This window comes from Geobacillus thermopakistaniensis (genome assembly GCF_000498995.1).
In the GTDB taxonomy this organism is placed as follows: domain Bacteria; phylum Bacillota; class Bacilli; order Bacillales; family Anoxybacillaceae; genus Geobacillus; species Geobacillus thermoleovorans.
Genome location: NZ_AYSF01000035.1, coordinates 31,870 through 57,070, shown reverse-complemented (window position 1 = coordinate 57,070; position 25,201 = coordinate 31,870). Strand labels below are relative to the sequence as shown.

Annotated in this window: 27 protein-coding genes and 1 riboswitch; of the genes, 15 read left to right on the top strand and 12 right to left on the bottom strand. The window is 53.0% G+C overall.

What is annotated here, in order from left to right; all coding sequences use genetic code 11:
* The first annotated feature begins 26 nt into the window (after nt 1-26).
* From T260_RS132390 to T260_RS132395, 4 genes are all read left to right on the top strand, one after another.
* Nucleotides 27-596, top strand: coding sequence for a PX domain-containing protein (locus T260_RS132390; protein ID WP_021321838.1), 570 nt, complete (start codon nt 27-29; stop codon nt 594-596).
* A gap of 205 nt (nt 597-801) precedes the next feature.
* Entirely contained in the window at nt 802-1,443 is a 642-nt protein-coding gene (locus T260_RS0119960; RefSeq protein ID WP_031206072.1) for a precorrin-2 dehydrogenase/sirohydrochlorin ferrochelatase family protein, read from the top strand.
* Between the two features lie 315 nt (nt 1,444-1,758).
* Nucleotides 1,759-3,072: an RNA-guided endonuclease TnpB family protein gene (locus tag T260_RS1000000140210; protein ID WP_050582925.1), complete on the top strand. Its 1,314-nt coding sequence runs from the start codon at nt 1,759-1,761 to the stop codon at nt 3,070-3,072.
* A 147-nt stretch (nt 3,073-3,219) separates the two neighbouring features.
* A complete protein-coding gene (locus T260_RS132395) occupies nt 3,220-3,867 on the top strand; it encodes a PhzF family phenazine biosynthesis protein (protein WP_069304004.1) in 648 nt (215 codons plus the stop codon).
* Nucleotides 3,868-4,049: 182 nt separating this feature from the next.
* Here T260_RS132395 and bshB2 read toward each other — a convergent pair whose 3' ends face one another.
* Nucleotides 4,050-4,703 (bottom strand): bacillithiol biosynthesis deacetylase BshB2, encoded by a 654-nt coding sequence (bshB2, locus tag T260_RS132400; RefSeq protein ID WP_023633711.1) that lies wholly within the window; start codon nt 4,701-4,703, stop codon nt 4,050-4,052.
* A 13-nt stretch (nt 4,704-4,716) separates the two neighbouring features.
* On the bottom strand, nt 4,717-5,064 hold the full coding sequence (locus T260_RS132405) for a YojF family protein (protein WP_011229912.1): 348 nt from the start codon (nt 5,062-5,064) through the stop codon (nt 4,717-4,719).
* A 165-nt stretch (nt 5,065-5,229) separates the two neighbouring features.
* On the opposite strand from T260_RS132405, the gene T260_RS132410 reads away from it, so the two are divergent.
* Nucleotides 5,230-5,997 carry an arginase family protein gene (locus T260_RS132410; protein WP_021321836.1) on the top strand — a complete coding sequence of 256 codons (768 nt, stop codon included), beginning with the start codon at nt 5,230-5,232 and terminating at the stop codon, nt 5,995-5,997.
* Between the two features lie 162 nt (nt 5,998-6,159).
* On the opposite strand, the gene T260_RS132415 is transcribed toward T260_RS132410, so the two are convergent.
* The 7 genes from T260_RS132415 to T260_RS132450 form a co-directional block, all read right to left on the bottom strand.
* On the bottom strand, nt 6,160-6,444 hold the full coding sequence (locus T260_RS132415; protein ID WP_011229915.1) for an acylphosphatase: 285 nt from the start codon (nt 6,442-6,444) through the stop codon (nt 6,160-6,162).
* Between the two features lie 88 nt (nt 6,445-6,532).
* Nucleotides 6,533-7,279, bottom strand: a complete 747-nt coding sequence (locus tag T260_RS132420) for a sirohydrochlorin chelatase (RefSeq protein ID WP_013146355.1) — start codon at nt 7,277-7,279, stop codon at nt 6,533-6,535.
* 10 nt (nt 7,280-7,289) lie between these two features.
* On the bottom strand, nt 7,290-8,066 hold the full coding sequence (gene cobA / locus T260_RS132425) for a uroporphyrinogen-III C-methyltransferase (protein WP_011229917.1): 777 nt from the start codon (nt 8,064-8,066) through the stop codon (nt 7,290-7,292).
* A gap of 148 nt (nt 8,067-8,214) precedes the next feature.
* Nucleotides 8,215-8,826, bottom strand: coding sequence for an adenylyl-sulfate kinase (cysC, locus tag T260_RS132430; RefSeq protein WP_011229918.1), 612 nt, complete (start codon nt 8,824-8,826; stop codon nt 8,215-8,217).
* Nucleotides 8,827-8,838: 12 nt separating this feature from the next.
* The gene (sat, locus tag T260_RS132435; protein ID WP_011229919.1) at nt 8,839-9,999 is read right to left on the bottom strand and encodes a sulfate adenylyltransferase; all 1,161 of its coding nucleotides are present in this window, start codon (nt 9,997-9,999) and stop codon (nt 8,839-8,841) included.
* A 273-nt stretch (nt 10,000-10,272) separates the two neighbouring features.
* Nucleotides 10,273-10,980: a phosphoadenylyl-sulfate reductase gene (locus tag T260_RS132445; RefSeq protein WP_023633710.1), complete on the bottom strand. Its 708-nt coding sequence runs from the start codon at nt 10,978-10,980 to the stop codon at nt 10,273-10,275.
* 125 nt (nt 10,981-11,105) lie between these two features.
* A riboswitch (SAM riboswitch) is annotated at nt 11,106-11,210 on the bottom strand.
* A gap of 129 nt (nt 11,211-11,339) precedes the next feature.
* A complete protein-coding gene (locus tag T260_RS132450; protein WP_011229922.1) occupies nt 11,340-11,564 on the bottom strand; it encodes a DUF1128 domain-containing protein in 225 nt (74 codons plus the stop codon).
* A 349-nt stretch (nt 11,565-11,913) separates the two neighbouring features.
* Between T260_RS132450 and T260_RS132455 the strand changes: the two genes are divergently transcribed.
* Both T260_RS132455 and T260_RS132460 read left to right on the top strand, forming a co-directional pair.
* Nucleotides 11,914-12,402 carry a low molecular weight protein-tyrosine-phosphatase gene (locus tag T260_RS132455; protein ID WP_013146347.1) on the top strand — a complete coding sequence of 163 codons (489 nt, stop codon included), beginning with the start codon at nt 11,914-11,916 and terminating at the stop codon, nt 12,400-12,402.
* 51 nt (nt 12,403-12,453) lie between these two features.
* The gene (locus T260_RS132460; protein ID WP_011229924.1) at nt 12,454-13,287 is read left to right on the top strand and encodes a YihY/virulence factor BrkB family protein; all 834 of its coding nucleotides are present in this window, start codon (nt 12,454-12,456) and stop codon (nt 13,285-13,287) included.
* Nucleotides 13,288-13,632: 345 nt separating this feature from the next.
* Here T260_RS132460 and T260_RS11215 read toward each other — a convergent pair whose 3' ends face one another.
* Nucleotides 13,633-13,779 (bottom strand): BH0509 family protein, encoded by a 147-nt coding sequence (locus T260_RS11215; protein WP_011229925.1) that lies wholly within the window; start codon nt 13,777-13,779, stop codon nt 13,633-13,635.
* 124 nt (nt 13,780-13,903) lie between these two features.
* The gene (locus T260_RS132465) at nt 13,904-15,037 is read right to left on the bottom strand and encodes an MFS transporter (protein ID WP_011229926.1); all 1,134 of its coding nucleotides are present in this window, start codon (nt 15,035-15,037) and stop codon (nt 13,904-13,906) included.
* Nucleotides 15,038-15,183: 146 nt separating this feature from the next.
* Here T260_RS132465 and cax point away from each other — a divergent pair, with 146 nt between their 5' ends.
* Both cax and T260_RS132475 read left to right on the top strand, forming a co-directional pair.
* On the top strand, nt 15,184-16,236 hold the full coding sequence (gene cax / locus T260_RS132470) for a calcium/proton exchanger (protein WP_011229927.1): 1,053 nt from the start codon (nt 15,184-15,186) through the stop codon (nt 16,234-16,236).
* Nucleotides 16,237-16,388: 152 nt separating this feature from the next.
* Entirely contained in the window at nt 16,389-17,177 is a 789-nt protein-coding gene (locus T260_RS132475) for a YfkD famly protein (protein WP_011229928.1), read from the top strand.
* 29 nt (nt 17,178-17,206) lie between these two features.
* Here T260_RS132475 and yfkAB read toward each other — a convergent pair whose 3' ends face one another.
* Nucleotides 17,207-18,331 (bottom strand): radical SAM/CxCxxxxC motif protein YfkAB, encoded by a 1,125-nt coding sequence (yfkAB, locus tag T260_RS132480; RefSeq protein WP_011229929.1) that lies wholly within the window; start codon nt 18,329-18,331, stop codon nt 17,207-17,209.
* Nucleotides 18,332-18,560: 229 nt separating this feature from the next.
* On the opposite strand from yfkAB, the gene T260_RS132485 reads away from it, so the two are divergent.
* The 6 genes from T260_RS132485 (at nt 18,561) to T260_RS132515 (ending at nt 25,179) form a co-directional block, all read left to right on the top strand.
* Entirely contained in the window at nt 18,561-20,108 is a 1,548-nt protein-coding gene (locus tag T260_RS132485; protein ID WP_020279477.1) for a fumarate hydratase, read from the top strand.
* A gap of 182 nt (nt 20,109-20,290) precedes the next feature.
* On the top strand, nt 20,291-21,082 hold the full coding sequence (gene pdaA, locus T260_RS132490; RefSeq protein WP_014194895.1) for a delta-lactam-biosynthetic de-N-acetylase: 792 nt from the start codon (nt 20,291-20,293) through the stop codon (nt 21,080-21,082).
* Between the two features lie 178 nt (nt 21,083-21,260).
* On the top strand, nt 21,261-22,127 hold the full coding sequence (locus T260_RS132495; RefSeq protein WP_020279475.1) for a DNA-3-methyladenine glycosylase family protein: 867 nt from the start codon (nt 21,261-21,263) through the stop codon (nt 22,125-22,127).
* Entirely contained in the window at nt 22,124-23,527 is a 1,404-nt protein-coding gene (gene rlmD, locus T260_RS132500; protein WP_031212499.1) for a 23S rRNA (uracil(1939)-C(5))-methyltransferase RlmD, read from the top strand. The genes T260_RS132495 and rlmD overlap by 4 nt, the downstream gene beginning before the upstream one ends.
* Nucleotides 23,528-24,168: 641 nt before the next feature.
* The gene (locus T260_RS132510; protein ID WP_011229934.1) at nt 24,169-24,528 is read left to right on the top strand and encodes a lmo0954 family membrane protein; all 360 of its coding nucleotides are present in this window, start codon (nt 24,169-24,171) and stop codon (nt 24,526-24,528) included.
* Nucleotides 24,529-24,555: 27 nt separating this feature from the next.
* Nucleotides 24,556-25,179, top strand: coding sequence for a PspA/IM30 family protein (locus T260_RS132515; RefSeq protein ID WP_011229935.1), 624 nt, complete (start codon nt 24,556-24,558; stop codon nt 25,177-25,179).
* Nucleotides 25,180-25,201: the final 22 nt, after the last annotated feature.

Below are 25,201 nucleotides of genomic sequence, written 5' to 3'. Positions count from 1 at the left end.
ACGAAATGAAAAAAGGAGTGCACATGATGAGAAAATTATGGGTTGCCTTTTTTGCTTCGCTCGTTCTGGCGATGCCGTCATGGGTGTCTGCTCGAAGCCATGCAGGCGGGGGGGCCGATGTGCATTTGCCGGTCGGCCATATGTGGAAGCACGAGGGACTTGACGAGCAGAAGTGGATGGAGATGGTCCAAAAATATACGCCCGAGCAGGAAGAAGAATGGAAAAAAGTGCTGGATGAGCGGAACGCGTTGCGGCAGCAGTTGAACGATGAAAATGTGAAACAGGCCATCAAAGAAAAGTGCAAAAAAATGAAAAAAGAGCGCGAAGCAGCGCTTGACCGGCTCATCGATCAGCTAGTCGATAAAAAAATCACAAAAGAACAGTTTAAGAAAGAATGGAAACAGTTACATAAAAAGAAACAGCGGATGACGAAAGAAGAAAAACAGCAGCTTCATCTGCTTCATGAACAAACGAGACAGGCTATGGAGAACAATGATCAGGAGGCCATGAAAAAACTGCTCCCTCAATGGCTCGATCATATGAAAAAGAAAAATGAACGGTTGGCGAAATGGCTTCAGGAAGTGAAACAAGGATGATATAATGAAGAAAAAGGCCGTGTTCGATGCACGGCTTCTTTTTTTCTTCATCTTGCTTTTCAGCGAACGTTGCGGCGGACAATGGCTTCGTCAACAGTTCACAGCTCGAGTGCAAGCGATCAAGGAAAAGAGCCGTGTTCGTTGGTCGAGAGGATCGGGCCCAAAACCGGCCAAAGGAGCGTCTGTATTGCGGGAGGAGAAAGCGATGGGATATCCAGTGATTCTTCAGCTTCGCGGCCGCCGGGCGGTCGTTGTCGGCGGCGGGAAGGTGGCGGCAAGGAAAATTCATGGATTGTTAGAGGCAGGGGCGAAAATCGTGATGATTGCGCCTGAAGCGGAGCCGGAGCTTCAAGCGTTGGCCGCGGGGGGGATGATCGTTTGGAAGAAAAAGCGGTTTGACCCAGACGATTTGGCGGGGGCCTTTTTGGTGATTGCCGCGACGAACGATCGCAAGGTGAATGAAGCGGTGACGCAAGCAGCATCATCCGGCCAACTCGTAAATGTCGTGGATGATCCGGAGCGGTGTGATTTTCACGTTCCCGCTGTCATCCGCCGCGGTCCGCTCACAATTGCCGTGTCGACCGGGGGGGCAAGTCCGGCGGTTGCCCGCCGCATTCGCCGCGAGCTTGAGGAGAAGTATGGCGAAGAGTACAGGCCGTATCTTGAGTTTTTGCAGCGGGCCCGCGGCATCGTATTGCGCGAAGTGGAGGACGCTGAGGGACGGAAGCGGCTGTTTCAGGCGCTCGCTGCCGACTCGTTCCGGCAAAGTGGGCGCTGGGAGGAGGAGTTTACCCGTTTGTTGGCGAAAGAAAAAGAGCGAAACAAGGAAGGAGAAAGAGGGCGATGAGCATCCCGATATACATTGTTGATGCGTTTACAGAAAAAGCCGTCTGAAAGCCACGGTTTCAATCGTGGGATGAAAGACGGCATGACTCGGTAATCCTTTAAGAGGATCGCTTAGAGCCACCATTTTTCTGTTTTATTGTGGCAGTATAATCATTAAACGGATACAATCTATCATATGGAACAAGAAGATCGAAGAACGAAAACAACTGAACGCATGTGGACTCTCAAAAGAAAAGGGGGTGAATCCATGCCTACGATTACGCTAAGACTGGAGCTGCACAACCCAACGAAAGTGAAACAGGGCATGTATGAACGGATGACAGAAGTGAATACCGCGTTTGCCAATTGGCTGTTGAANCTGGAGCTGCACAACCCAACGAAAGTGAAACAGGGCATGTATGAACGGATGACAGAAGTGAATACCGCGTTTGCCAATTGGCTGTTGAATCATCCCGAGCTGAATCAAGCGACGAGCAAAATTTTTAAGGAGTTTTCGTCGCAGCGGTTTCCTTCCGCCGTCGTGAATCAGACGATTCGAGAAGTGAAGGCCCAAAAGAAAAAACAAAAGGCAAAGAAGTTCCGAACATTCTGGTGCTGCTTTAACAATCAAAACGTAAAGGTGGAAAAGAAAGGAGTGTTCTACACGGTTTCCTTCCCCACGCTGGAGAAGCGAATTGGCGTGCCAGTGGTTACGCGCTCCTATCAAGAAGCGTGGCTGAATCGGCTGCTCAATGGAACCGTCAAACAAGGGGCTGCCAAGCTCTACAAAAAGAGAAAGAAATGGTACTTGGCTGTTGCGATCACAGTTGAAGTCCAACAACGGGAAGAAACGAAGGTAATGGGCGTTGATTTGGGACTTCGTTATATCGCCGTTGCCAGCGTGGGAACGAAATCACTGTTNGCCAAGCTCTACAAAAAGAGAAAGAAATGGTACTTGGCTGTTGCGATCACAGTTGAAGTCCAACAACGGGAAGAAACGAAGGTAATGGGCGTTGATTTGGGACTTCGTTATATCGCCGTTGCCAGCGTGGGAACGAAATCACTGTTTTTCAAAGGGAACCAATGCGCCTTTGTACGCCGACGATATGCGGCTTTGCGAAGGAGATTAGGAAAAGCCAAGAAGCTCCATATGATTCGCAAAATCGGCCGTAAAGAGTCCCGCTGGATGAAGGATCAAAATCACAAAATCAGCCGTCAAATCGTNGCCAAGAAGCTCCATATGATTCGCAAAATCGGCCGTAAAGAGTCCCGCTGGATGAAGGATCAAAATCACAAAATCAGCCGTCAAATCGTCCGTTTTGCCGTCGCCAACGGTGTTGGCGTGATTCGGATGGAAGCGTTGACGGGGATTCGCAAGCGGGCAACATCGGCCAAAGAAGCGGGGCGAAGCCTTCATGCTTGGGCGTTCCACCAACTGCAAACGATGATCGCCTATAAGGCGGAAATGGCGGGCATTCGCGTTGAGTGGGTGAATCCAACCTACACGAGCCAAACGTGTAAATGTGGTCATCGAGAGAAAGCGAACCGAAACGGCATCCGCTTCCGATGCCAAAGGTGTGGATACACTCTCCACGCCGACTTGAATGGCGCCATCAACATCGCCAAAGCGATTTCGGGCTTCGCCTCCTAACCTAGCGCACTGGTCACAGGTGCGCCGCCCATCGGGGTACACTCTAACCCGATGGGATGGGGTGATGACACACCCCTAAACTTGGGCGTTGTCCGAACCAGAAATGGATGAGGACGCAAACGACCCAAGAATCCCACGGCTTTAGCCGTGTGGAGTGTCAACCCTAAAGCAGAGGTTGATTTGTGCGGCCATGCAACTTTGGCGAGTGCCCATGTGCTGTGGGAGCGAGGGGAACACCGCCGAGATGAAGCGATTGCCTTTTTCACGAACAGCGGAGTATTGACGGCTATAAACAACGATGGTTGGATTCGGCTCGATTTTCCGAACGAAACGCCAGTGCGGGTTGAGTCGCCTCCTGCTGCGCTTGTTGGTGCCTTGCCAGCTGAACCGCTGTTTATCGGGCGCAACCGGTTCGATTATTTGGTGGAAATCGGCTCAGAACAGGAGGTGCGCAGACTGACCCCGGATTTCCGCCTGCTTCAAGAAGTAGATGCGCGCGGCATCATTGTGACAAGCCGTTCAGCGGCAGAAGAAGTGGATTTTGTATCGCGGTCCTTTTTTCCAGCTCTCGGTGTGCCGGAAGACCCGGTTACCGGCTCCGCCCACTGTTGCCTCGGGCCGTATTGGGCGGACAAGCTTGGGAAAACGACGTTAGTCGGCTACCAAGCTTCAGCCCGCGGCGGCATTGTGCGGGTGATGGTGGCAGGCGAGAGGGTTCAGCTCGAAGGAAAAGCCGTCACCGTGCTGAAAGGGGATCTGGCCGCCGAGGCCGCTTTCGGATTGCAACCCATCTGAAACATTCCAGCGGAAACAATGCCTGTTCCGGATCCGGTTGGGCGGGCTGGTGTTTTCTTCACTGCCTATGCCAACGAAAAAGGCGCCCAAGCCTCACGTGAAAGGCGGGCTTCCTTTTTTCGGCGGCGGGCCGGCCGTGCCGGTTCAGCCAGCTTGGAGGTGCGGCCGGCGCCTGTATACGTTTAGTCATCCCACCGATACGTCCAAAACCGTTCTGTTTTGAGCCAAGCAAGTGCATCGCCGCGTTTGGATGCCGCTTGCATCAGTCCTTCGGTTTGCGAACGGTGGGCGCGAATGGCGGCCAGCTTCGTATCGATCACCGAGCTGACATCGCGCACGACATCCGGCTGGCCAAGGTCTTGTTCGCAGTTTTTCGCAAACGCAACGCAATGGACGGTTGGCCGTTCTTCTTTCGGCCAGCGCTTTAAGGCGCGGATGACAGCGGCTCCACACGCATCATGGTCGGGGTGGACGCTGTAGCCGGGGTAAAACGTAATGACAAGCGATGGATTCGTTTCTGCCACGATGGCGGCGATCCGGTCAGCCAGCTCTTCTTCATCCTCAAACTCGACCGTCTTGTCGCGATAGCCGAGCAGGCGCAAATCATGAATGCCAAGAATGCGGCATGCTTCCTCCAGTTCTTGCTTGCGGATGTGTGGAAGCGTTTCGCGGTTGGCAAACGGAGGCACGCCCATATTGCGCCCCATTTCTCCGAGCGTCAAGCAAGCGTACGTCACCGGCGTGCCGTTTTGCGCATGCTCGGCAATCGTTCCCGACACACCGAACGCTTCATCGTCCGGGTGGGGAAAAACAACGAGCACATGTCGTTCGTTCAACGGAACTCCCTCCTTACACAAACGGTTCGTTGCTCAGTTCGAGAGCCACGGCCAATTTCCCTTGATCATCATGGCCTGCTAGCAGCAACTGTCCTTTTTCTGTCCATTCCCAATGGGTCAGCCCTTCGGCGTACACCCAGCCAAGATCAAGCTTCAGTCCGACGCGATATGGCCCGGGGCCGGTGATCTTGCCGCGGGTGAAGCGGATGCAGGCATTGCGGATGTAGGCGCCGACGGAATAAAAACCTTCGTTATGATGGGAGGCGTATGCTCCGTTCGTCGTTTCCAAATGAATATATACGTCGCGATTGGCAAAACGATTCAGCGCCTCTTGTACAGCTGCCGTGTCGATCGGTTGCAAGCGGCTCCCTCCTTGCTGTTTGTTTTTCTATTATTGTACATGACCGAGGCGTGTGAGCGGAAATATTTCGACTCCTATTGTATAATAAAAAAAGAGACACATCTTGGACTCATCCGCACCTACAAAGCGTTGAATGCTGATTCAACGAAAGAAGGGTGATGATCGATGGGGGTTCAAGGCAATGGTGTCACGATGCTGAATTTTGACGGCGTGTACCGACCGCAAAAGCGGCTGTTTCAGTTTCCGCACGAATGGGTCGATCTTGCCGACGTGCCGGAGACGAATTTGTATTGCAGCGAAGCGGCGCTTGCTGAAATTGAGCGGCGGCTTGAGCGGCGGCGGAAGCGCGGGGCGGTGCTGATCGGCAGCGGCAACTATCATTATGTCACGTATTTATTGCTTAAAGAAATCAACGAACCGTTTACGCTTGTGCTTTTTGACCGCCATACGGATGCTGAAGGAGGGGATGATGTCATTTCGTGCGGCTCATGGGTCTCCTATGCACTTAAGCATCCGCGGCTGCAAAAAGTCGTTATCGTTGGCCCAACTGCTTCTTCGCATCAACTCCGTTTATCTCCGAACATGACTGTTCTTCCATTTGATGATCATGATGAATGGCCAAAAGCGCTCATCGAGGCCATCCCGACCGGAAGCATCTATATCAGCATCGATAAAGACGCTCTTCGCCGCGAAGACGCGGTCACGAACTGGGATCAAGGAGTGATTCCGCTATCCCAGCTGCTCGCCTGCCTGCGGTTGCTCTTATTCCATAAAAAAGTGCTCGGCGTGGACATATGCGGCGAATACCCGCCCTCCGCTGTCGACATGTTCGACCCGCTTTGTCGCGAAGCGCGGGGAAAAAATGAGCAGGCGAACATGGCCATCTTGGAGACATATTTCCACTATGCGGCGCCGCATTTGCGGCCGGCGTGAGCGGCGAGAAGCGCGGGAAAGGCAGAACCGCTTTTGGTTTGGCGATCAGAAAAGCAAGGAAGACGCTGTCCCTTCGGATTTTGGCCATCGGGCCGGCGCTTCTGCCGGCCCGATGGCCGAAAAAGCCGGGAAGGCCGCTGCTTGAGGGGATGAGCCTAGTTGTCAAAAGCCGCTCCCGTACATAATGCGAAATTGTTTTTCATCGGAGCGGACATCGCGCGGCTCGATGTGCATGCGGGCGACTTTGGCAAACATCGTTCCGGCTTCAATGGTGTCCAAAAAGAGTTGAAGGGCGCTTTCATTCCCCTGAACTTCCATTTCCACTGTTCCGTCATCATTGTTTTTCACCCAACCGGTCAGCTGCCGTTTTAGCGCTTCGTGTTGGACGAAGTATCGAAACCCGACGCCTTGCACGCGCCCTTCCACGATGACATGAACTCTTTTCACGCCGATGAGTCCTCCTTCATCACGGTTGTTCTGCTTCCATCATATAATAGATGAGGCGGAAAATACATGAAAAAAGGAGCTTGATGGTTCAAGCTCCTTTTTTTACGGATGATAGCGATAATACTTGTTGTTGAATGAGCAACACAAGCCGCGGGTGATCGCCTAGGTAAGAGCATAAATGCCACTGCTTGTCGGAAACAGAGAACCCCTGCAACTTCCGTTCGATCGTTTTCATTAAGACGCCGGTAAACAATAAGTACGGGACGACAAACACACGCCGATACGCCGATGCGTGGGCCCGTTCGAGCCCTTCATCAAGCGTCGGGCGGATGGCAGCGAGAAAACAAACGTCCACGTGCGGCACGTTCGTTTTTTCTTTTAAAAGCGCAGCGATGGCGGACATGTCGCGCTTCGTGTCTGGATCACTGCTGCCGCGGCCGACAAGAAGGATCATCGATTCACCGTCAAGCGGTGCGGACTGTTCGCTGATGCGGTCGATCATGATGTCGATCATTGCTTCATGGACGCCGAACGGAGCGCCACAGAGGATATCAACGGACGGATGGCGCCGTCTCGCGATGTCCAATGCTGCTGGAATATCGTGTTTGGCATGCCCTGCAGAAAGAAGGAGAAGCGGAACGACGATGACGCGTGTCGCCCCTTGGGCGACACAACGGTCAACGCCGGTGACAATGTCCGGTTCCGCGAGCTCGACAAAGCATAGCTCTTGAATCGGAATATCGATGGCCCTCCGGCACTGTTCGACGAAACGCGCCGCTTCATGGCGCGCGGCGGCAATGCGGCTGCCGTGGCTGACATATAAAACAGCTTCCATCACCATCGCCTCACGATGTTGCGCCAGCGGCTGCGGATGACGCAAGCAACGGCTCAAACCATTGAATGTTGGCGCGCAGCCGGACGACGTCTCCGATCATGATCATGCTCGGATTTTGGATGTTTTCCTTGGCGGCGATTCCGGCGATCGTCGCGAGCGTGCCGGTGACGGTGCGTTGAGCAGTTGTCGTTCCCCATTCGATGACCGCCGCCGGCGTCTCCGGCGCTTTGCCGTATTTCATCAGCTGGCCGCAAATGTATGGCAAGTGATGAACCCCCATGTAAATGGCGATCGTATCGATGCCTTTGGCGAGGCTTTCCCATTTGATCTCGTCACGACTTCCGTCGCGCCGATGCCCGGTGACAAAGGCGACGCTTGAGCTGAACGCGCGATGGGTGACAGGGATGCCGGCATAAGCCGCCGCCGCGATGGCGGAGGTGATGCCGGGAACGATCTCAAATTCGATCCCATGTTTGGCCAGCGCCTCGGCCTCTTCGCCGCCGCGCCCGAACACGAACGGATCGCCGCCCTTTAAGCGGACGACCGTTTTTCCTTTTTTGGCATGCCAGACGAGCGCATGGTTGATCGTTTCCTGCTGCATGGCATGAAAGCCGGGCAGCTTGCCGCAAAAGATGAGTTCGGCGTCCGGCTTGGCATATGAAAGCAACTCTTCATTGATGAGACGGTCGTACAAAATGACATCCGCTTGCTGGATGCATTTTAATCCTTTGACGGTAATGAGTTCCGGGTCGCCGGGGCCGGCGCCGACAAGATATACTTTGCCCATCGTTGTTTCAGCCCCTTCGTGCATGATTCAGCCAGCCGCTGGAAAGCGGCATGGATGCTCGGCTGCTTTTATTGTAAATGGTCTGCCTTGGGATGAAAACGACCTTGTCAAATGACCTCCCGTTCTTTTTTGGCAGAGGACGGGGGAATCAGTCTGTTTTCGCGGCCGGGATCATTCCTCGCTCGCGCAGGTAGGCGAGCACTTGCTCGGCACATTCGTCAACCGAATAACGGTGTGTTTCGATCGTCAGCTCCGGTGCTTCCGGCGCCTCGTACGGCGAGTCGATGCCCGTAAATTCACGGATTTCCCCGCGGCGAGCTTTTTGATACAGCCCTTTCGGATCGCGCTTTTCGCATTCTTCAAGCGGGCAGTTGACGTAAATTTCGATAAACTCGTCTTCTTCGACTAAGCGGCGGACGAGCGCCCGGTCTTCGGCAAACGGCGAGATGAACGCCGTCAGCACAAACTGGCCGCTGTCGACAAACAGCTTTGCCACTTCGCCGATGCGGCGGATGTTTTCCGTCCGGTCGGCGGCGGAAAAGCCGAGATCTTTATTGAGCCCGTGCCGGATGTTGTCGCCGTCTAAGACATAATTCTGAATGCCGAGCTCAAACAGTCGTCTGGAGACAGCGTTGGCCACCGTCGATTTGCCGGAGCCGGACAGCCCGGTGAACCAAAGGATGGCGCTATGATGGCCGTTGCGCTTGCGACGATCTTCTTTTGTGACCGATGTGTGATGCCAAACGATGTTCGTGCTCATCGCGATCCTCCTTTAGCGCGCTGACGGGGCGACCGTTTCGCGTTCTTGCAGCCCTTTGATCAAGACGGCTGCCACTTCCGGGCGGCTGAACGTGCTCGGCGGCACTTGGCCGTTGCGCAGCATTTCACGAACTTTCGTGCCGGAAAGGACGACATGGTATTTCGCGTCATGCGGACACGTTTTTGTCGATGCCATCCCTTCGCATTTCGTGCAGTAAAAGCTATGTTCGAAAAAGAGCGGCGTAATGCCAAGCTCTTCAGCCGTAAAGTTCAAGAAGATTTTTTGCGCATCATACGTACCGTAATAATTGCCGACACCAGCGTGGTCGCGGCCGACGATGAAGTGCGTGCAGCCGAAATTTTTGCGCACCATCGCGTGGAAAATGGCTTCACGCGGACCGGCATAGCGCATCGCAGCTTGGAAGACGCCGAGGAAAACGCGGTCTTTCGGGTAATAGTTTTCCAGCAGCACTTGATAGCTTTCCATCCGGATGTCAGCCGGAATATCGTCCGCTTTCGTTTCGCCGACGAGTGGGTTTAAAAACAAGCCATCAACGATCTCGAGCGCGCATTTTTGAATGTATTCATGGGCGCGGTGAACCGGATTGCGCGTTTGGAAGCCGACAACGGTGTTCCAGCCAAACTCAGCAAACTTTTTCCGCGTTTCTGCTGGATCAAAATAAAACGAGGCGAATTGGCCTTTGTCGGTCCGTTTGACAAGCGTAATCTCCCCGCCGACATACACATCCGGTTTTTCAAACAGTTTGCGCACGCCTGGGTGAGCAAGTTCATCCGTTTTATAAACGAGCTTCGCTTCTTTCGTTTTGTCTGGGCGGTAAATGTCAGCGATCTCAATGACGCCGTAGACGTCGCCACGATAAACGAGTTTCGCCTTATCGCCGACGGCGAGCTCTTTCGCTTTTTCTTCTGTTACCGCGAGCGTGATCGGAATGCTCCAGACGGTGCCGTCAGACAGACGCATTGTTTCAACAACCGCGTCGTAATCCGTTTTCGTTAAAAAACCAGTGAGAGGGCTGTAGGCGCCCGTTCCGATCAGCTCCAAGTCGCTCAGTTCGGCTTTGGAGAGCTCGATCGTTTTGGTCGCCTCATCAAGCGGATAGTCCGGATTCCAACGATTGATCAATGTGCCGCCATGCGGGATGCTTACGCTCATGTTCATAACCTCCTAGATTGATAGATGTTGTGAAATGCCGCTGCCATGTTCATGAGGCAAGCGTTCTTTTTTCAGGCTAATGACGCCAAGCAGACGCTCAAGATGGCGATGACCGTATAGACGTCGCTGTCAAACAGCAGCTTGACGATTCGGAATGGCGTCCGATTCATCAGCGACGCCTATCGAGGCCGCCGCGCCGCTCGCCTCGATGTTCATGGCGAAGAAAAAGGATGCGATCAAAGCAATGGCAAGGAGCATATCGTTTTTCTCTCCTTAAGCGAGATGGAGACCGCATTCCGTCTTTCCTTGGCCGGCCCAGCGCCCGGAGCGCAAGTCGTTCGGATCTGTAGCCGGAGTGGTGCACGGGGCGCAACCGATGCTCGGGTAGCCGCGGTCGTGGAGCACATTGTACGGGAGATGGCGTTTGTACACGTAATTCCATACGTCTTTCCACGTCCAGTGAATGAGCGGACAGACTTTAATAGAACGGAACTTGTCGTCTTTGTTAATGTACTCGACATGCCGCCGCGTCGGCGATTGCTCGCGGCGCAAGCCGGAAATCCACGCCGTCACCCCGGTCAGCACCTCGCGCAGCGGAATGACTTTGCGCAGCTCACAGCATTTGTTCGGGTCGCGTTTCCATAACTCGTCGCCAAACTGCGCCTTCTGTTCTTCCAACGTCAAGCGCGGCTGCTTCATCACGATGCGAAGCGACGGATATTTTTCTTTCACTTTCGCGATCGTATCGTACGTCTCTGGAAAATGCAGGCCGGTATCCAAAAAGACGATTTCGGCGTCCGGTTTGATTTGGGAGATGAGATCAATCAGCACAATCCCCTCGATGCCGAAGCTGCACGCGTATACGATCTCATCGCCGTATTCGCGATACGCCCAAGCAAGGACGTCAAGCGCCCCTTTTGTTTCATTATCGGACGGAAAAGACGGTTTTTCCGCCTTTTCCCACTGATCATACGTGAGCATCGGTTTCTCCTCCTCACAAAATCAAAGAAAATCCACGTAATTAGTCGGATATATAGCGGCCAAACGGCAATTCGGCGGCGAAAATCCTTCCTTGCATGAATCAGAAAGAGCGGGAGAAAGGGTGCCCCTTATTTTACTAAAGATCTTCTTTAGCTGGAATTGGCACTTTGCTATAGGCGGCAGGTTGACGGAGTTCATTGAGCCAATTCCTCCCTCACTCCCGAGCAACGTATGCAACGCATGTCATTTAATTGATTAAAATTTTAGCACAATTGACGATAATGTCAATCATAGTTTTTCGATAGGAATTGTTTTTATACGAAACAGCTGCATTGCCTGCCTAGCAGCAGATGGGAGCGTTATTTTTTGCGCAGGCTTCCGAGCTCTTCGACAATCGCCTGCATTTCGCTTGGGCTGAACGTCTCGCGTTTCATCACCATCTCGTAAATGTCTCTCAACTCATCGTACCATTCCTCGGAAAAATGGGACGGCTTGATGGCATCCAAGTTCAGCACTTTCAACTTTTGCTTCAACTGTTCGATCATGTAGGCGACGTTTTCCGCCGACCGTTTTGATAAATCCATTCGTTTACTCCTTTCATGGCAAGTTACTATGTATTGTACCATAGGTGCAGGAAGAATGGGGAGAGATTGCCTGGCTTGCTTTTCTGATGAAAAACGGATGATGTGGTAAAATGTAGGTGCACATGCATAGTGCCAGTCTAAAAGGTTGGTGAAACACCTCGTTTTCTTCAAAATGGTTGTCGTGAACGCGCACAAAAGTTGTTGGCCCATTCGCACACGCTCCCCCGCTGGAGTTGTTTTTTCGTTACATCCCCGTCCTTCTAGGGACAAAAAGGGCTAGATGAAAAGAAATGAAGGAAAACTAACGGTGGAAAGCACCGTGGACATAGAGAGAGGGGTGGCTGTTTGGATGATTAAAGTGCTGTTTGTTTGTCTTGGAAACATTTGTCGCTCGCCGATGGCGGAAGCGGTCTTCCGTCATTTGGTGAAAGAGCGGGGGCTTGACGGTCTGATTGCCGTTGATTCGGCGGGAACAGGCAGCTGGCATGTCGGTGAGCCGCCGCATGTGGGGACAAGAAGGGTTTTGACTGAAAATAAGATCGACTACTCCGGCATCCGCGCCCGGCAAGTGAATCATCGTGACTTGGAAGAATTTGATTACATCATCGCCATGGACGCAGCCAACTTGAACGATTTGCGCCGATTGGCTGGCTCCCGTTCGAAAGCGGTGCTCGCCCGGTTGCTTGACTTTGTTCCCGACCGGGAAAAAGACGATGTGCCTGATCCGTATTATACCGGGAATTTTGCCGAAGTGTATCGCCTCGTCCGCTCAGGGTGCGAGCATTTGCTTGAGAGGATCATCCGCGACCATCGACTTGGTGTGGAGGAAACAAAATGACTTTGAGGGCGGCGCACCCGTCTAGGGAAAAACGGGGAAGGAGGGCAGCCGATGGTCGTAAATTTGGCGTTCATCCGTGAGTTGGCCCGCCGTTTTACGGAAGATGAAATCCCGCGTTTGTCGGCGGAATTGGCGTATTACTTTCTTCTGTCGCTCTTTCCGTTTTTGTTGTTTTTAATGACGCTGTTGGCGTATTTGCCGATTCCGCATGAAGATGTGCTTGCGCTCGTGCGGCAATACGCCCCGAAAGAGGCGCTTCACCTCATCGAGACGAACGTTTATCGTCTCATGAATGAGCAAAATGGGGGATTGTTGTCGTTTAGCATCATCGCAGCTATTTGGTCAGCGTCTAATGGCATGAGTGCCATTATGAGGGCATTCAACCGCGCTTATGATGTGCAAGAAGACCGGCCGTTTTGGATCGTACGCGGGCTGTCGATTGTGTTGACGCTCGGCATGATCGTTGTCATCATCGTTGCCCTCGTGCTTCCGGTCTTCGGGCGGATAATCGGGCTGTTTTTGTTCTCTGCTCTCGGGTTGTCGCAACAGTTTTTGGAGGTTTGGAACGCGTTTCGTTGGGTGACGAGTTCGCTGTTATTGTTTGCTGTCTTTACTGCCCTTTATTATTTCGCGCCGAACAAACAGCTTCGCTGCGTCAACGTCGTGCGCGGCGCGCTGTTTGCCACCGCCGGCTGGATTGCGGCGTCGCTGGCGTTCGCGTATTATGTCAACAACTTTGCCGATTACACGGCGATGTATGGCAGCCTTGGCGGGATGATCGTGTTGATGGTTTGGTTTTATTTGTCCGGCATGATTCTTGTCTTGGGCGGGGAACTCAACGCCATGTTTGACTGTGAGCGCGAAGGGAAAAGACGGCAGCGTTAGCGTGCATAAACGGTGCCGAGGCGGGATATCGTAACAATGCAGGGGATCTTGGCATAGGGGGGATCAAGATGACGAAACATACGAAAAAAGACGGGGGCACGAAGCAAAAAGGAAAAAACAGACCAAAGCATAAGACGAGTGGCAGTGCCAACGGCCAAAACGGCTATCATTGAAAGAAGCTGCCTCAAAAGGTGGTTCTTCGTTCAACATAGCACAACATATTGTAATATTGTGCCCCGGCGGTCGTTTTATGTGTATAGATGGAAATCAAAAAAAGGTGCCCTTCCCTTTTTGGAGGGCACCTTTCCTTTCATGCAAACACAGGCGCATCGAGCCGCCGCCGCTTTATTCAACGATTTCTTCGTGATGGTGGTAATAGCGCTCATAAATGTATTCAATTTCTGCATCGGTCATATAGGCGAGTTCCTCGCGCGACAATCCCCGCACTTTTTCGATAAACTCGATCATATTTTTCCGTTCCGTTCTGCTCATGATCGCCACTCCTTTATACTGTTTTAAAACAGAAACTTGATATCTTGGTTTTATTATATAACAGAGGGAACAAAATGGTCAACGATTTTTTTGAAAAAAATAAAAAATAAAAAACAAAAAACGGTCAAGCCGCTGTTTCCTGTTCCCGGCGGCTGACGAGGCAAATGGCCGGAACGAGGAGGACAGCGCTGACCGCAAGGAAAAAGGCGCGAGCAGAGAGATCAACCACGCTGCCGGCAAGCGGCGGGCCCGTCATGCTGCCGAGACTGTATAGCATCCCGCACAACAAATTGCCGGCGGGAAGCAGCTCTTTCGGCAACAGGTCGGTCATATAGGCGATGCCGAGCGAGAAGAGCGAGCCGGTAAACATGCCAGCGGTGAACAAACAAGCAGCCAACCCAACCGTGGACGCACCGACAGTGAGGGCAATCAAAAAACAACCGGCGCCGGCCAAGAGTGCACCGGTGATGATCTCGCGCCGCCCGAACCGGTCGCTGAGCGCTCCGAGCGGAAGCTGAAAGATGATGCCCCCAAGCGAGAAGCATGGCAAGATGAAGGCGATCTGCTCAGCGCTCATCCGCTCACGCAAGGCGTACAGCGGGAAGATGGAATGGACAGCCGCTTCTAAAAAACCGTAGGCAAACGGCAACAAAAGCGCTGGCCATGCCTGTTTCCAAGCGCCAATAAACCGACCGGCCGCCGACGAAGAACGTTCAAGCGGCTTTGGTTTTTCGTTCGGCAGCCAAAAGACGCCGATCCAACCGGCGAAACTAAGGAGAGCAGCTAAATAAAACGGAAGCGCCTTCTCGACCGAAGCGAGTGAAGCCAACAGCGGGCCGATGGTGAAGCCGAGGCCGAACGCCCACCCATACAGCGACAATCGCCGTCCGCGTTCAGTCGGCAGCGAAAAGTCCGTAATCCACGTTTGTGTCGCAAAATGAAGCATATGATCGCCGATGCCGATGGCAAAGCGAAGAACAAGCCAAAAGAAAAGAGAAGGAAAAAGTGGAAAAAGAATAAGCGAACATATTACAATGAAACCACCAAGGAGAATGAGGAGCCGATAGCCATAGCGTCTCAGCGGCCGTTCCAAAAATGGCGAAATGGTCAAGACACCGATATACAGGGCGGCGGCGTGCGCCCCGTTAACGGACGAAGAGACGCCGTTTTCATCAAGAAGCATCGCCAAAAGCGGCAGCAACATCCCTTGCGATAGACCAGAGACGGCGACAATCCCGGTTAAGATGGCAAAACGCATCGTGCATCCCCATTTCAGTTGAAATCGCAGGCCAATCAAACAAGCGAGGCCGGATGTTTCCTAGGGCGAATGAATGCCCTTATCCATCGTACATAGAAACGGCGGTCAATGCAACGAAAACAATCAAGAGGAAAGGTGGAAGAGAAATGAACAAGGTGTTTGCTTGGATGACATGGATCGGCGTGCCGGTGTCGGTCATCGGCGGGTTTCTTCATTGGCCGACTGTCTTGATGTTTGTGCTGTACTGTTTGACGATCATTGCGCTCGCCAGCTATATGGGGCGAGCGACGGAAAGCTTGGCGATCGTCGCCGGACCGCGCATTGGCGGGCTGTTGAACGCGACGTTTGGCAACGCGGTCGAGCTGATCATTTCCATTTTTGCCTTGCAGGCTGGACTCGTTGACGTCGTGCTCGCTTCCTTAACCGGTTCGGTGCTCGGGAACTTGCTTTTGGTGGCTGGGCTATCGTTTTTTGTCGGCGGACTAAAATATAAGCGGCAAGAATTCAACATTTATGATGCTCGTCATAATGCCGGGCTGCTGACTTTTGCTATCTTCATCGCTTTTGTCATTCCGGAAGTGTTTACCATGCATATGAATCACAGCGAACAAGTCGCGTTGAGCGTTGGCATTTCGATCATCATGATCTTGCTTTACGCCGCTGCCCTTTATTTCCGGCTTGTCACCCATCGCGGCGTATATCAGCATAAATCAGAAGAAGTGGAAGAACATGAAGAGCCCGAATGGGGCAAAGGGAAAGCGACCGCCATTTTGGCGCTGGCGACGGTTGCGGTCGCCTATTTATCGGAACGGCTCGTTCATACGTTTGAAACGGTCGCCGAGTCATTCGGCTGGAGCGAGCTGTTTATCGGGATCATCATCGTGGCCATCGTCGGCAATGCGGCGGAGCACGCTTCCGCGGTGATTATGGCGTACAAAAACAAAATGAATGTCGCGGTGGAAATTGCCGTCGGCTCGACATTGCAAATCGCCATGTTCGTTGCGCCGGTGCTTGTGCTCGTTTCGCTTTTGTTTCCGGAAAAAATGCCGCTTGTCTTTTCACTTCCTGAGCTGGTGGCGATGGCTGCTTCCGTCCTTTTGATGATCGTGCTGTCAAATGATGGTGATACGAACTGGTTTGAAGGAGCAACATTGCTCGCTGCCTATACGATCATGGGCATCGGTTTTTACTTGCTGTAAGTGACTGCATCCGGGTATTCGACGTCCGGGTGTTTTTTTGGCGGGTGCGGGAAGTGGGGCGCCAAACGGGGAAAATTTTCGCCGCCGCGGATAAACGGCGCATTTTGAAAGAAACTAACAGTGAATAACGTGGGAAGAAAGGAGTGAAGACGATGAAAAAGTGGGCTGTTTCGCTGTTCGTGAGCGTGCTTCTTCTTTATGCGGCGGCGTTTTCGGCGCTGGCGGCTGCCGGCAAACCGGCGCCCGGTGCGGTGATTGATATATCGAAAGAAAATACGTATCCGAACCCGACGCAAGATTTGCCGCATTTGGAACCGAGCTCGTTTACAAAACAGCTGTTAAGATCGGCGAATGTGAAAATTGAGAATCCCGAATTGATCCATCTCTTTAATGAATCTTCGGCGACCGACACGCCATGGGCCGTTGGCTATCGAGCGACGATTTATTTAGGCCAATGGCCGCTCAATTACCAGTCGATCGAAACGTCGACGAACTGGGAATATCAAAAGGTCAACACGAATTTCCTTGATAACCGCGGCGGCGATACGGCGCAAAAGTTGTACTATAAACAAGAAATGCAAAAATACGTCCGCGGCGGGTTGACGGTGAAAGTGCCGAATGAAGACGCGGTTAAGCGGATGATGTTAAACAAAGCGATGGAAAAGACGAACTTGCCGCTCTCTTTCAGCACGGTTGTCGGCCTTGGCACGAAAAAAGACCAACCGTACAACGTACCGGCGAAAAAAATAGGTTATTTGTACGCGTACGCTCCGGCGGTGAATGAAAAAGGGAAAGTAACATACGGGGAAGTGTACGTCGTGCTCAAAGGAAACAAAAAGAAAATTGTCGTCAAAAACGTGACGACAAGAGGGGTTGGGGCGTGGATTCCGGTGCAGGATCGCCTGTACATGTCATATGTGGTGAGTGAACAGCCAAGATAAAACGTCAAGGAAAAGCTCCTTGACGTTTTTTATCGGCCAATGCGCGCGGACCGCTTCGTAAAATCGACGCCGCGGTAATACGTCTGCTTCACAAGGACGTTCGGTCCGAGGCAGCGTGCCGACGGGCAGTGGCAAAGAAGCTCCCTAGCAAGCTTTGAGCGCCGCCATTTGTCATACACGTCTGGCAGCGAATCGTGAATGATGTTGCCAAGCGGCGGTTCATCACCGAAATCGGTGACGATGACATCGCCGGTGAAAATATTGACATTGAGCCGTGAACGTCCGTCTGGATCGTTGCGCACGGTGACGTTTTTGCTTTCATACAGCCGCTTCAATAGGCGCACATCTTCTTCGTTGTCGCTGCACGGGTAAAACGGCAGCGTGCCAAACAGCATCCAGACGTTTTCGTCGCGAATGTCAAGCAAATGGTGAATCGCTTCGCGCAATTCGTCCAAGCTCAACGTCTCCAAAGCGCTGGCAAAATCGCTCGGATACATCGGATGGATTTCATGGCGCCGGCAGCCCATTGCCTCGACAACTTGGCGGTGGATCGTTTCCAAGTGGCGGACGGTTCGTTTGTTTAACATCGTTTCCGCCGATACCATCACGCCGGCATTTGCCAGCGCTTTTGCATTGTCAAGCATGCGCTGGAAGTATTTCTCGCGTTGGGCGCGCGTCGGCTTCCGCTCCATCATGGCAAAACCACCTTCGACAAAGTCGTCGATCGTCCCCCAGTTGTGCGAGATATGGAGCACATCCAAATACGGAATGACTGGTTCATAGCGAGACAAATCCAACGTCAAGTTCGAATTGAGCTGCGTCCGCACCCCGCGCTCGTGCGCGTAGCGGAGAAGGGGAACGACGTATTGTTCGACGGATTTTAATGACAGCATCGGCTCGCCGCCGGTGATGCTTAATGACCGCAAATGCGGAATTTCCTCGAGCCGGCGGAGCAACATATCAAGCGGCAGCGCCTCGGGATCTTTCATTGTCAACGTATAGCCAACAGCACAATGCTCACAGCGCATATTGCAAAGCGTCGTTGTGGTAAACTCAATATTCGTCAGTTGTAGTTTTCCATATTCTTCAATATCGACGTACGCTTCCCAAGGGTCATACGCCGGTGTAATGGCTGGCATGGTGGATGAGCGCATGGTCTTCTCCTCTTTCCATTCAAAGTCCCAACGTTCATTATCGGCAACAGTCACTCCGCTTGTCAATCGTTTTGGCCGCTGATCCTCTATCCCATTCCTATGAGGCGGGCGGGGGACTGATGAGACAGAAAAGAAAGATTTTTTCCATAACCGAGAAAAAGCAGTATAATAGAAGAAGATGAGACAACTGCCAATAGGGCGATCCAAAAGGAAAGGGCGTGGAATCAGCATGGAAAAATTCCAGCAAAGCATGTATGACTTGATCGTTGAGACATCAACGAAGCTGCCGAAGGACGTTCGCCGAGCGATCGCTCGGGCGAAAGCGCGCGAAAACGCCGGCACGCGGGCGGCCATGGCGCTCAATACGATCGTCGAGAACATTCAGATGGCGGATGAAAACGTGTCGCCGATCTGTCAGGACACCGGCTTGCCGACGTTTAAAATCAAAGTGCCGGTCGGCGTGAATCAAATCGAAATGAAAAAAGCGATCCGCGCCGCCATTGTCGAAGCGACGAAAAACGGCAAGCTGCGTCCGAACTCGGTCGACTCGCTCACCGGCAAAAACAGCGGCGACAACTTAGGGGAAGGCGTGCCGGTCATTAAATTCGAACAATGGGAAAACGATTACATTGACGTTCGCCTTATTTTAAAAGGCGGCGGTTGTGAAAACAAAAACATTCAATACAGCCTTCCGTGTGAACTCGAGGGGCTCGGCCGCGCCGGCCGCGACCTTGACGGCATCCGCAAATGCATTTTGCATGCGGTGTACCAAGCGCAAGGGCAAGGATGCAGCGCCGGCTTTATCGGCGTCGGCATCGGCGGCGACCGCTCATCGGGCTATGAGTTGGCGAAAGAGCAGCTGTTCCGTCCGGTCGATGATGTCAATCCGATTGAAGAATTGCGCCAACTCGAAGAATACATTATGGAAAACGCCAACAAACTTGGCATCGGCACGATGGGCTTTGGCGGCGAATCGACGCTGCTTGGCTGTAAAATCGGCGTTATGCACCGCATCCCGGCGAGCTTCTTCGTTTCGGTCGCCTACAACTGCTGGGCGTTTCGGCGCATGGGCGTGAAAATCGACCCGGCGACCGGTGAGATCATCGAATGGCTGTACCAAGACGGCGAAGACGTCGATTTTGCAAAAGAGTTGGAAAAAGCGGAAGCAGCCGCGGCGCTTGAACAAGGCGACACACGCGTCATCGACCTTGTTCCGCCGCTGTCGGAAGAACAAGTGCGCCAGCTTCGCGTCGGCGACGTCGTCCGCATCAGCGGCGTCATTTACACCGGCCGCGATGCCATTCATAAATATTTGATGGACCATGACGCGCCGGTCGACTTGAACGGGCAAATCATTTATCATTGCGGCCCGGTCATGTTAAAAGATGAAGAAGGCCGCTGGCACGCCAAAGCTGCCGGCCCGACGACAAGCATCCGTGAAGAGCCGTACCAAGGCGACATCATGAAAAAATTCGGTGTCCGCGCTGTCATCGGCAAAGGCGGCATGGGCGCGAAGACGCTGCAAGCGTTAAAAGAACACGGCGGCGTGTATTTGAACGCCATCGGCGGCGCGGCGCAATATTACGCCGATTGCATCAAATCCGTGGAAGGCGTTGATTTGCTGGAGTTTGGCATCCCCGAAGCGATGTGGCATTTGCGCGTCGAAAACTTCACTGCTGTTGTCACGATGGATTCGCACGGCAACAGCTTGCATGAAGATGTGGAAAAATCGTCGCTTGAAAAGCTGGCTCAGTTCAAAGAGCCGGTGTTCAAGTAAGAAGGAGAGCTGAATTTCAAGCACATGGCTATTGGTATTCAAACAAGCTGATCCCGTTTTCTTCTCTGTCCCCAAAGCGCTTGCTTTTGGGGCCTTTTTTTGCAAAAAATGGCGCGCGTAAAGCGGTCAGGGGTGAAAACAATAAGAAAGAGGAAAAGATGGCGGCCAAGGAGGAACTAGGCATGAGATGGCTCATTTCTCTCGTTTTAGCGCTCTCGCTTTTTCCCGCCCCTGCTTTTGCCATAAGCAATGCGCCGATCCATTGGGGATTTAAGAGAAGCGAAAACCACGAGCCCCCATCGGCGGGAAAAGAGCTCGATGAACTGCTCGCCAAATATGACGCCTTTTATTTAGGCGACACGAGCGAAAAAACGATCTATTTAACATTTGACAACGGGTATGAAAACGGCTATACGGCGCAAATTTTGGACGTGTTAAAGGAAAAACATGTGCCAGCCGCCTTTTTTGTCACTGGTCATTATTTGCAAACAGCGCCCGATTTAGTCAAACGGATGGCGGCGGAAGGGCATATCATCGGCAACCATTCATGGCACCATCCCGATTTGACGGCGGCAAGCGAAGAGCGGTTCCGTGAAGAGCTGGAAAAAGTAAAAGAAAAGACCGAGGAATTGACCGGGCAAAAAGGGATGGCGTACCTTCGCCCGCCGCGCGGCATTTTCAGCGAACGGACGTTATCTCTCGCCCGCGACCTTGGCTATTATCACGTCTTTTGGTCGCTTGCGTTCGTCGACTGGCAAACTGACCGCCAGCGCGGCTGGCAATATGCTTACGACCAAATCATGAAACAAATCCATCCGGGGGCGATTTTGCTGTTGCATTCCGTGTCCAAAGACAATGCCGAAGCGCTGCCGAAGGTGATCGACGACTTGCGCAAACAAGGGTATACGTTTGCCAGCTTAGATGAGTTGATGGTGAAAAAGATGGGCCTCCATCCGCGGCTGTTTCGCCCATAAGCCGCTTTCATCACTTGAGCGCAAAAGTGGTACGAAACGTTGTGTGTTGGACCATTCGAAAACCCGCCTCGTTCTGTCAACCGAACCATATGCCGCTGCCTCGTCCTGCCAACAAGTTGGTTCGACGGGGCGTTTTTCGTTATAATAGGGGCACGGACAAATGAGAAAGGTGAGAACGATGTGGAAGCAAACGATTACCGTGCCCGCGCCGTACGATTTTGCGCATGCGTTGGAGCGATTGGCGCTCGATCCGCTGCTGGCGGTTGATCTAGAGCGGCAGCGCGTCACCGTGCCGCTTCATCTCGATGACGTAAAGGTGCCTGTCGTGGTGGAAAGCATCGGCGCGAAAGACGCCCCGCGCTTTATCGTGTCGGGGCCGCATCCCGAGCGGCAACAGGAGATCATCGAACGGATTTCTCATCTGTTTCAATGGCGGACGCCCCTTGCCTCGGTGCACGGCCACTTTCAGGCGACCGAGCTGGCGCCGCTGTTTGCCCGTTATGAGGGGCTGCCGTTGGTGCTTGATTTTGATTTGTATTTTTGCCTCGTCAAATGTTTGATCCACCAACAGCTTCATCTCAAAGTCGGCTATCGGCTCACAGAGCGGTTTGTGAAAACGTTCGGCGAGGAGCGGGACGGCGTTTGGTTTTACCCGCGCCCAGAAGAGATCGCGGCCCGCTCGTACGAGGACTTGCGCGCCTTGCAGCTGAGCGGGCGGAAAGCCGAATATATCGTCGATGTGTCGCGCCTCATTGCCGAGGGGAAGCTGCGGCTTGATGAAATCGAGCAGATGGAAGACGGCGAGGTGATGGAGAGGCTGACCGCCGTGCGCGGCATCGGTCCGTGGACCGTGCAAAATTTCCTCCTCTTCGGCCTCGGCCGCCCAAACGTCTTCCCGCCGGCGGATATCGGTTTGCAGCGGGCGGTCGAAAAATGGTTCGGGCTTCCGAAGCGGCCGACCACAAAAGAGATGGCGGCGCTTGGCGAACGATGGAAGCCGTACGCCAGCTATGCGGCGCTTTATTTATGGCGAAGCATTGAATGAGAGGGACCGATATGGCAAAGCAACAAATGAACATCAAAATCAAAAAAGGCGAGCAATTTCCCGTGACGATTCAACGGATCGGCATTAACGGCGAAGGGGTCGGTTATTTCCAAAAACAAGTCGTCTTCGTCCCCGGCGCCTTGCCGGGTGAAGAAGTCATCGTTGAGGCGACGGACATCCACCCAACCTACGCCGAGGCGAAAATCAAGCGCATCCGCAAGCGCTCGCCAAACCGCATCAAGCCGCCCTGTCCGCTCTATGACCAGTGCGGCGGCTGCCAGTTGCAGCACTTGGCGTACGAGGCGCAGCTCGAGGCGAAGCGCGACATTGTCATCCAGGCGCTCCGCCGCCATGCCCGGCGCCTCGATGTCGACAAGCTTGACATCCGCCCGACGATCGGCATGGACAACCCGTGGCATTACCGAAACAAAAGCCAGTTTCAAGTTGGAATGAAGGAAGGGAAGGTGCTCGCCGGCCTGTACGGCCTCAACTCCCACCGGCTCATCGATTTATCGGAATGCCGCGTCCAGCATCCGCAAACGACGCGCGTCACGAACATCGTGAAAACGATTTTGCAAGACTTGCACATCCCGATTTACAACGAGCGGACAAGAATGGGCGTCGTGCGGACGATCGTCGCCCGCGTCGGCTTTCATACCGGCGACATCCAGCTTGTGCTTGTGACAGCGACAAAAGACATTCCGCGCAAAGAGCTGTTGATCGAGGAAATCCGCCGCCGTCTTCCAGAAGTGAAATCGATCGTGCAAAACATCAACGGCGAAAAAACGTCGCTTATTTTCGGCGACGAGACAGAAGTGCTCGCCGGCGACGAATACATTCAAGAAACGCTCGGCGATTTGTCGTTTGAACTGTCGGCGCGCGCCTTTTTCCAGCTCAACCCGTTGCAGACGGTGAAATTGTACGACGAAGTGAAAAAAGCGGCCGCCCTCACCGGAACGGAGCGGATCGTTGACGCTTACTGCGGCGTCGGCACGATCGGTTTGTGGCTTGCTCGCGATGCCAAAGAAGTGCGCGGCATGGACACGATTCCGGAAGCGATCGAAGACGCGCAAAACAACGCCAAAAAGCATGGGTTCACCAACACGCACTATGTCGTCGGCAAAGCCGAATATTGGCTGCCAAAATGGGTGAAAGAAGGCTGGAAGCCGGACGTCATCATCGTCGACCCGCCCCGCGTCGGCTGCGACCGGGCGTTGCTTGAAACGATTCTCCACGTCCGCCCGAAAACGGTCGTCTACGTCTCGTGCAACCCATCCAGCCTCGCCCGCGATCTCGATGCCTTGGCCGCACAATACCGCATCGACTACATCCAGCCGGTGGACATGTTTCCGCACACGGCGCATGTGGAAGCGGTGGCGAAATTAACGCTGCAATTTTGACACTCCACGCGTCTTCAGCCGTGTGGAGTGTCAATGGAAAATGAAATCGGGTTCTTCCACTCCTTTTTGGGAGAAAGAAGAGAGGAAGAAAAAGTGGGGGAACCCTTGGAAAAGCAAGGAAAAAAGATCGAAATGAGAGAAAAATGAATTAAGCCAGAGGCAATAAAATATCTGTTCGTGACACACTTCCATCCTGATCATGCCAGCATGGTAGAAAACATTAAGAAATTCGGAACTTCCTTTATTTTGTTTGAACATACAGATGTCCATGAGCAATTTTTGCTCTCCCTCCATCATGAAAATGGCAACTCAAGGAGCGCACATTCTCATAGAAAACCAGAGCAAGGCTGAGCGCGCATTTTTCAATCACGGCCATGATGTGGAGGAGGGTCATGCCATCAAGTGAAACGTTTGCCTCACCTATTGCATCAACAAGAAATTCCTTCTAACAGGGCTCGCCGTTAGAAGGGATTTTTTATTTGGAAAAATAAGACGCTGGCCGCTTCGAATTCAGCAAAAGGGAAGCTGAGGCATTATATCTTAGCAAAAATACGCCTCGAGTCGTAGACAAAATATATCTTTGGAACATGATGGGATTCGGGTTGTCTGCGGTACGATGGAAGACGAAAGGAGGCGAAAGGATGGCAAAAAAGATCGGGCTGTTCGTTGCCGGCGCGGTGGCGTTGCTTGTGCTGCTGTTTCATCTTGGGCCGCTTGTCGGGTTGGCAATCACGCTGGCGGTGCTGTACTATGCGTTCAAGAAATGTTTGAAAGCCCCGTCGACGTTCGGGAAAATCGTGTGGGCATTGATTGGCTGTGCAGCGTTAGTTGTCAGCGCTTCGAATGTGCCAGCGCTCATCGCGCTTGTCGCGGCGTATGTGTTGTATGTCGTGTATAAAAAATGGAATGGAGTGAAAGACGAGCGCGTCGTTCCAGAAGCAGACGACCCGTTTGTCAACTTTGAAAAACAATGGGCGGAGCTGCAAAAGCATTATTCATGAAATCAATGGAAAAGGAGCGAATCGATGATGAGTGTGTTCTCACGTTTGAAAACGATCATTGAAGCCGATCTCCATGAATGGCTTGACGAAAAAGAAAAGAAAAACCCGATCGCGCTTCTCAATCACTATTTGCGCCAATGTGAACAGGAAGTCGAGCGGGTGCGGCAGCTGCTCGAGCGCCAATATGTGCTGAAAGAGCAATTTGCCCGCGAACATCGCGAAGCCGAACAGATGGTGGAAAAACGAAGCAAGCAGGCGGAGGTGGCGGCGCAAGCCGGGGAAATGGAGCTGGCCGAATTTGCGCGGCGCGAACAAGCGCAATACGCGGAGCGGGCGGCCCGCTTAAAACAGCTGCTCGAGCAAGCGAGCCGTGAGCTGTTTGAGTTAGAAGCGAAATATGAAGAAATGAAGCATAAGCTGAAAGATATGCAAATGCGGCGCATGGAGCTGATGGGGCGGGAGAATGCGGCTCGGGCGCACTACCGCATCCATCGGGTGGTCAACGGGGACGCCGGCCCGGCGTTGGCGGCGTTTGCTGATGCGGAAGTCTACCTTGACCGCCTTGAGCGGCAAGTTCGTTCCGATTATTACCGAAGCACGATCGATGCGCGCATCGCTCAGCTGGAAAAGCAGTTGCAGGAAGGAAAATAACCGGATATGCTAAAGGCGTACA

Coding starts and splice junctions, on each gene's coding strand:
- T260_RS132390 (WP_021321838.1), top strand. CDS start 27: ATGAGAAAATTATGGGTTGCCTTTTTTGCTTCGCTCGTTCTGGCGATG.
- T260_RS0119960 (WP_031206072.1), top strand. CDS start 802: ATGGGATATCCAGTGATTCTTCAGCTTCGCGGCCGCCGGGCGGTCGTT.
- T260_RS132410 (WP_021321836.1), top strand. CDS start 5,230: ATGGGGGTTCAAGGCAATGGTGTCACGATGCTGAATTTTGACGGCGTG.
- T260_RS132420 (WP_013146355.1), bottom strand. CDS start 7,279: ATGGAAGCTGTTTTATATGTCAGCCACGGCAGCCGCATTGCCGCCGCG.
- cobA (WP_011229917.1), bottom strand. CDS start 8,066: ATGGGCAAAGTATATCTTGTCGGCGCCGGCCCCGGCGACCCGGAACTC.
- cysC (WP_011229918.1), bottom strand. CDS start 8,826: ATGAGCACGAACATCGTTTGGCATCACACATCGGTCACAAAAGAAGAT.
- sat (WP_011229919.1), bottom strand. CDS start 9,999: ATGAGCGTAAGCATCCCGCATGGCGGCACATTGATCAATCGTTGGAAT.
- T260_RS132445 (WP_023633710.1), bottom strand. CDS start 10,980: ATGCTCACGTATGATCAGTGGGAAAAGGCGGAAAAACCGTCTTTTCCG.
- T260_RS132450 (WP_011229922.1), bottom strand. CDS start 11,564: ATGGATTTATCAAAACGGTCGGCGGAAAACGTCGCCTACATGATCGAA.
- T260_RS132455 (WP_013146347.1), top strand. CDS start 11,914: ATGATTAAAGTGCTGTTTGTTTGTCTTGGAAACATTTGTCGCTCGCCG.
- T260_RS132460 (WP_011229924.1), top strand. CDS start 12,454: ATGGTCGTAAATTTGGCGTTCATCCGTGAGTTGGCCCGCCGTTTTACG.
- T260_RS11215 (WP_011229925.1), bottom strand. CDS start 13,779: ATGAGCAGAACGGAACGGAAAAATATGATCGAGTTTATCGAAAAAGTG.
- T260_RS132465 (WP_011229926.1), bottom strand. CDS start 15,037: ATGCGTTTTGCCATCTTAACCGGGATTGTCGCCGTCTCTGGTCTATCG.
- cax (WP_011229927.1), top strand. CDS start 15,184: ATGAACAAGGTGTTTGCTTGGATGACATGGATCGGCGTGCCGGTGTCG.
- T260_RS132475 (WP_011229928.1), top strand. CDS start 16,389: ATGAAAAAGTGGGCTGTTTCGCTGTTCGTGAGCGTGCTTCTTCTTTAT.
- yfkAB (WP_011229929.1), bottom strand. CDS start 18,331: ATGCGCTCATCCACCATGCCAGCCATTACACCGGCGTATGACCCTTGG.
- T260_RS132485 (WP_020279477.1), top strand. CDS start 18,561: ATGGAAAAATTCCAGCAAAGCATGTATGACTTGATCGTTGAGACATCA.
- pdaA (WP_014194895.1), top strand. CDS start 20,291: ATGAGATGGCTCATTTCTCTCGTTTTAGCGCTCTCGCTTTTTCCCGCC.
- T260_RS132495 (WP_020279475.1), top strand. CDS start 21,261: ATGTGGAAGCAAACGATTACCGTGCCCGCGCCGTACGATTTTGCGCAT.
- rlmD (WP_031212499.1), top strand. CDS start 22,124: ATGAGAGGGACCGATATGGCAAAGCAACAAATGAACATCAAAATCAAA.
- T260_RS132510 (WP_011229934.1), top strand. CDS start 24,169: ATGGCAAAAAAGATCGGGCTGTTCGTTGCCGGCGCGGTGGCGTTGCTT.
- T260_RS132515 (WP_011229935.1), top strand. CDS start 24,556: ATGAGTGTGTTCTCACGTTTGAAAACGATCATTGAAGCCGATCTCCAT.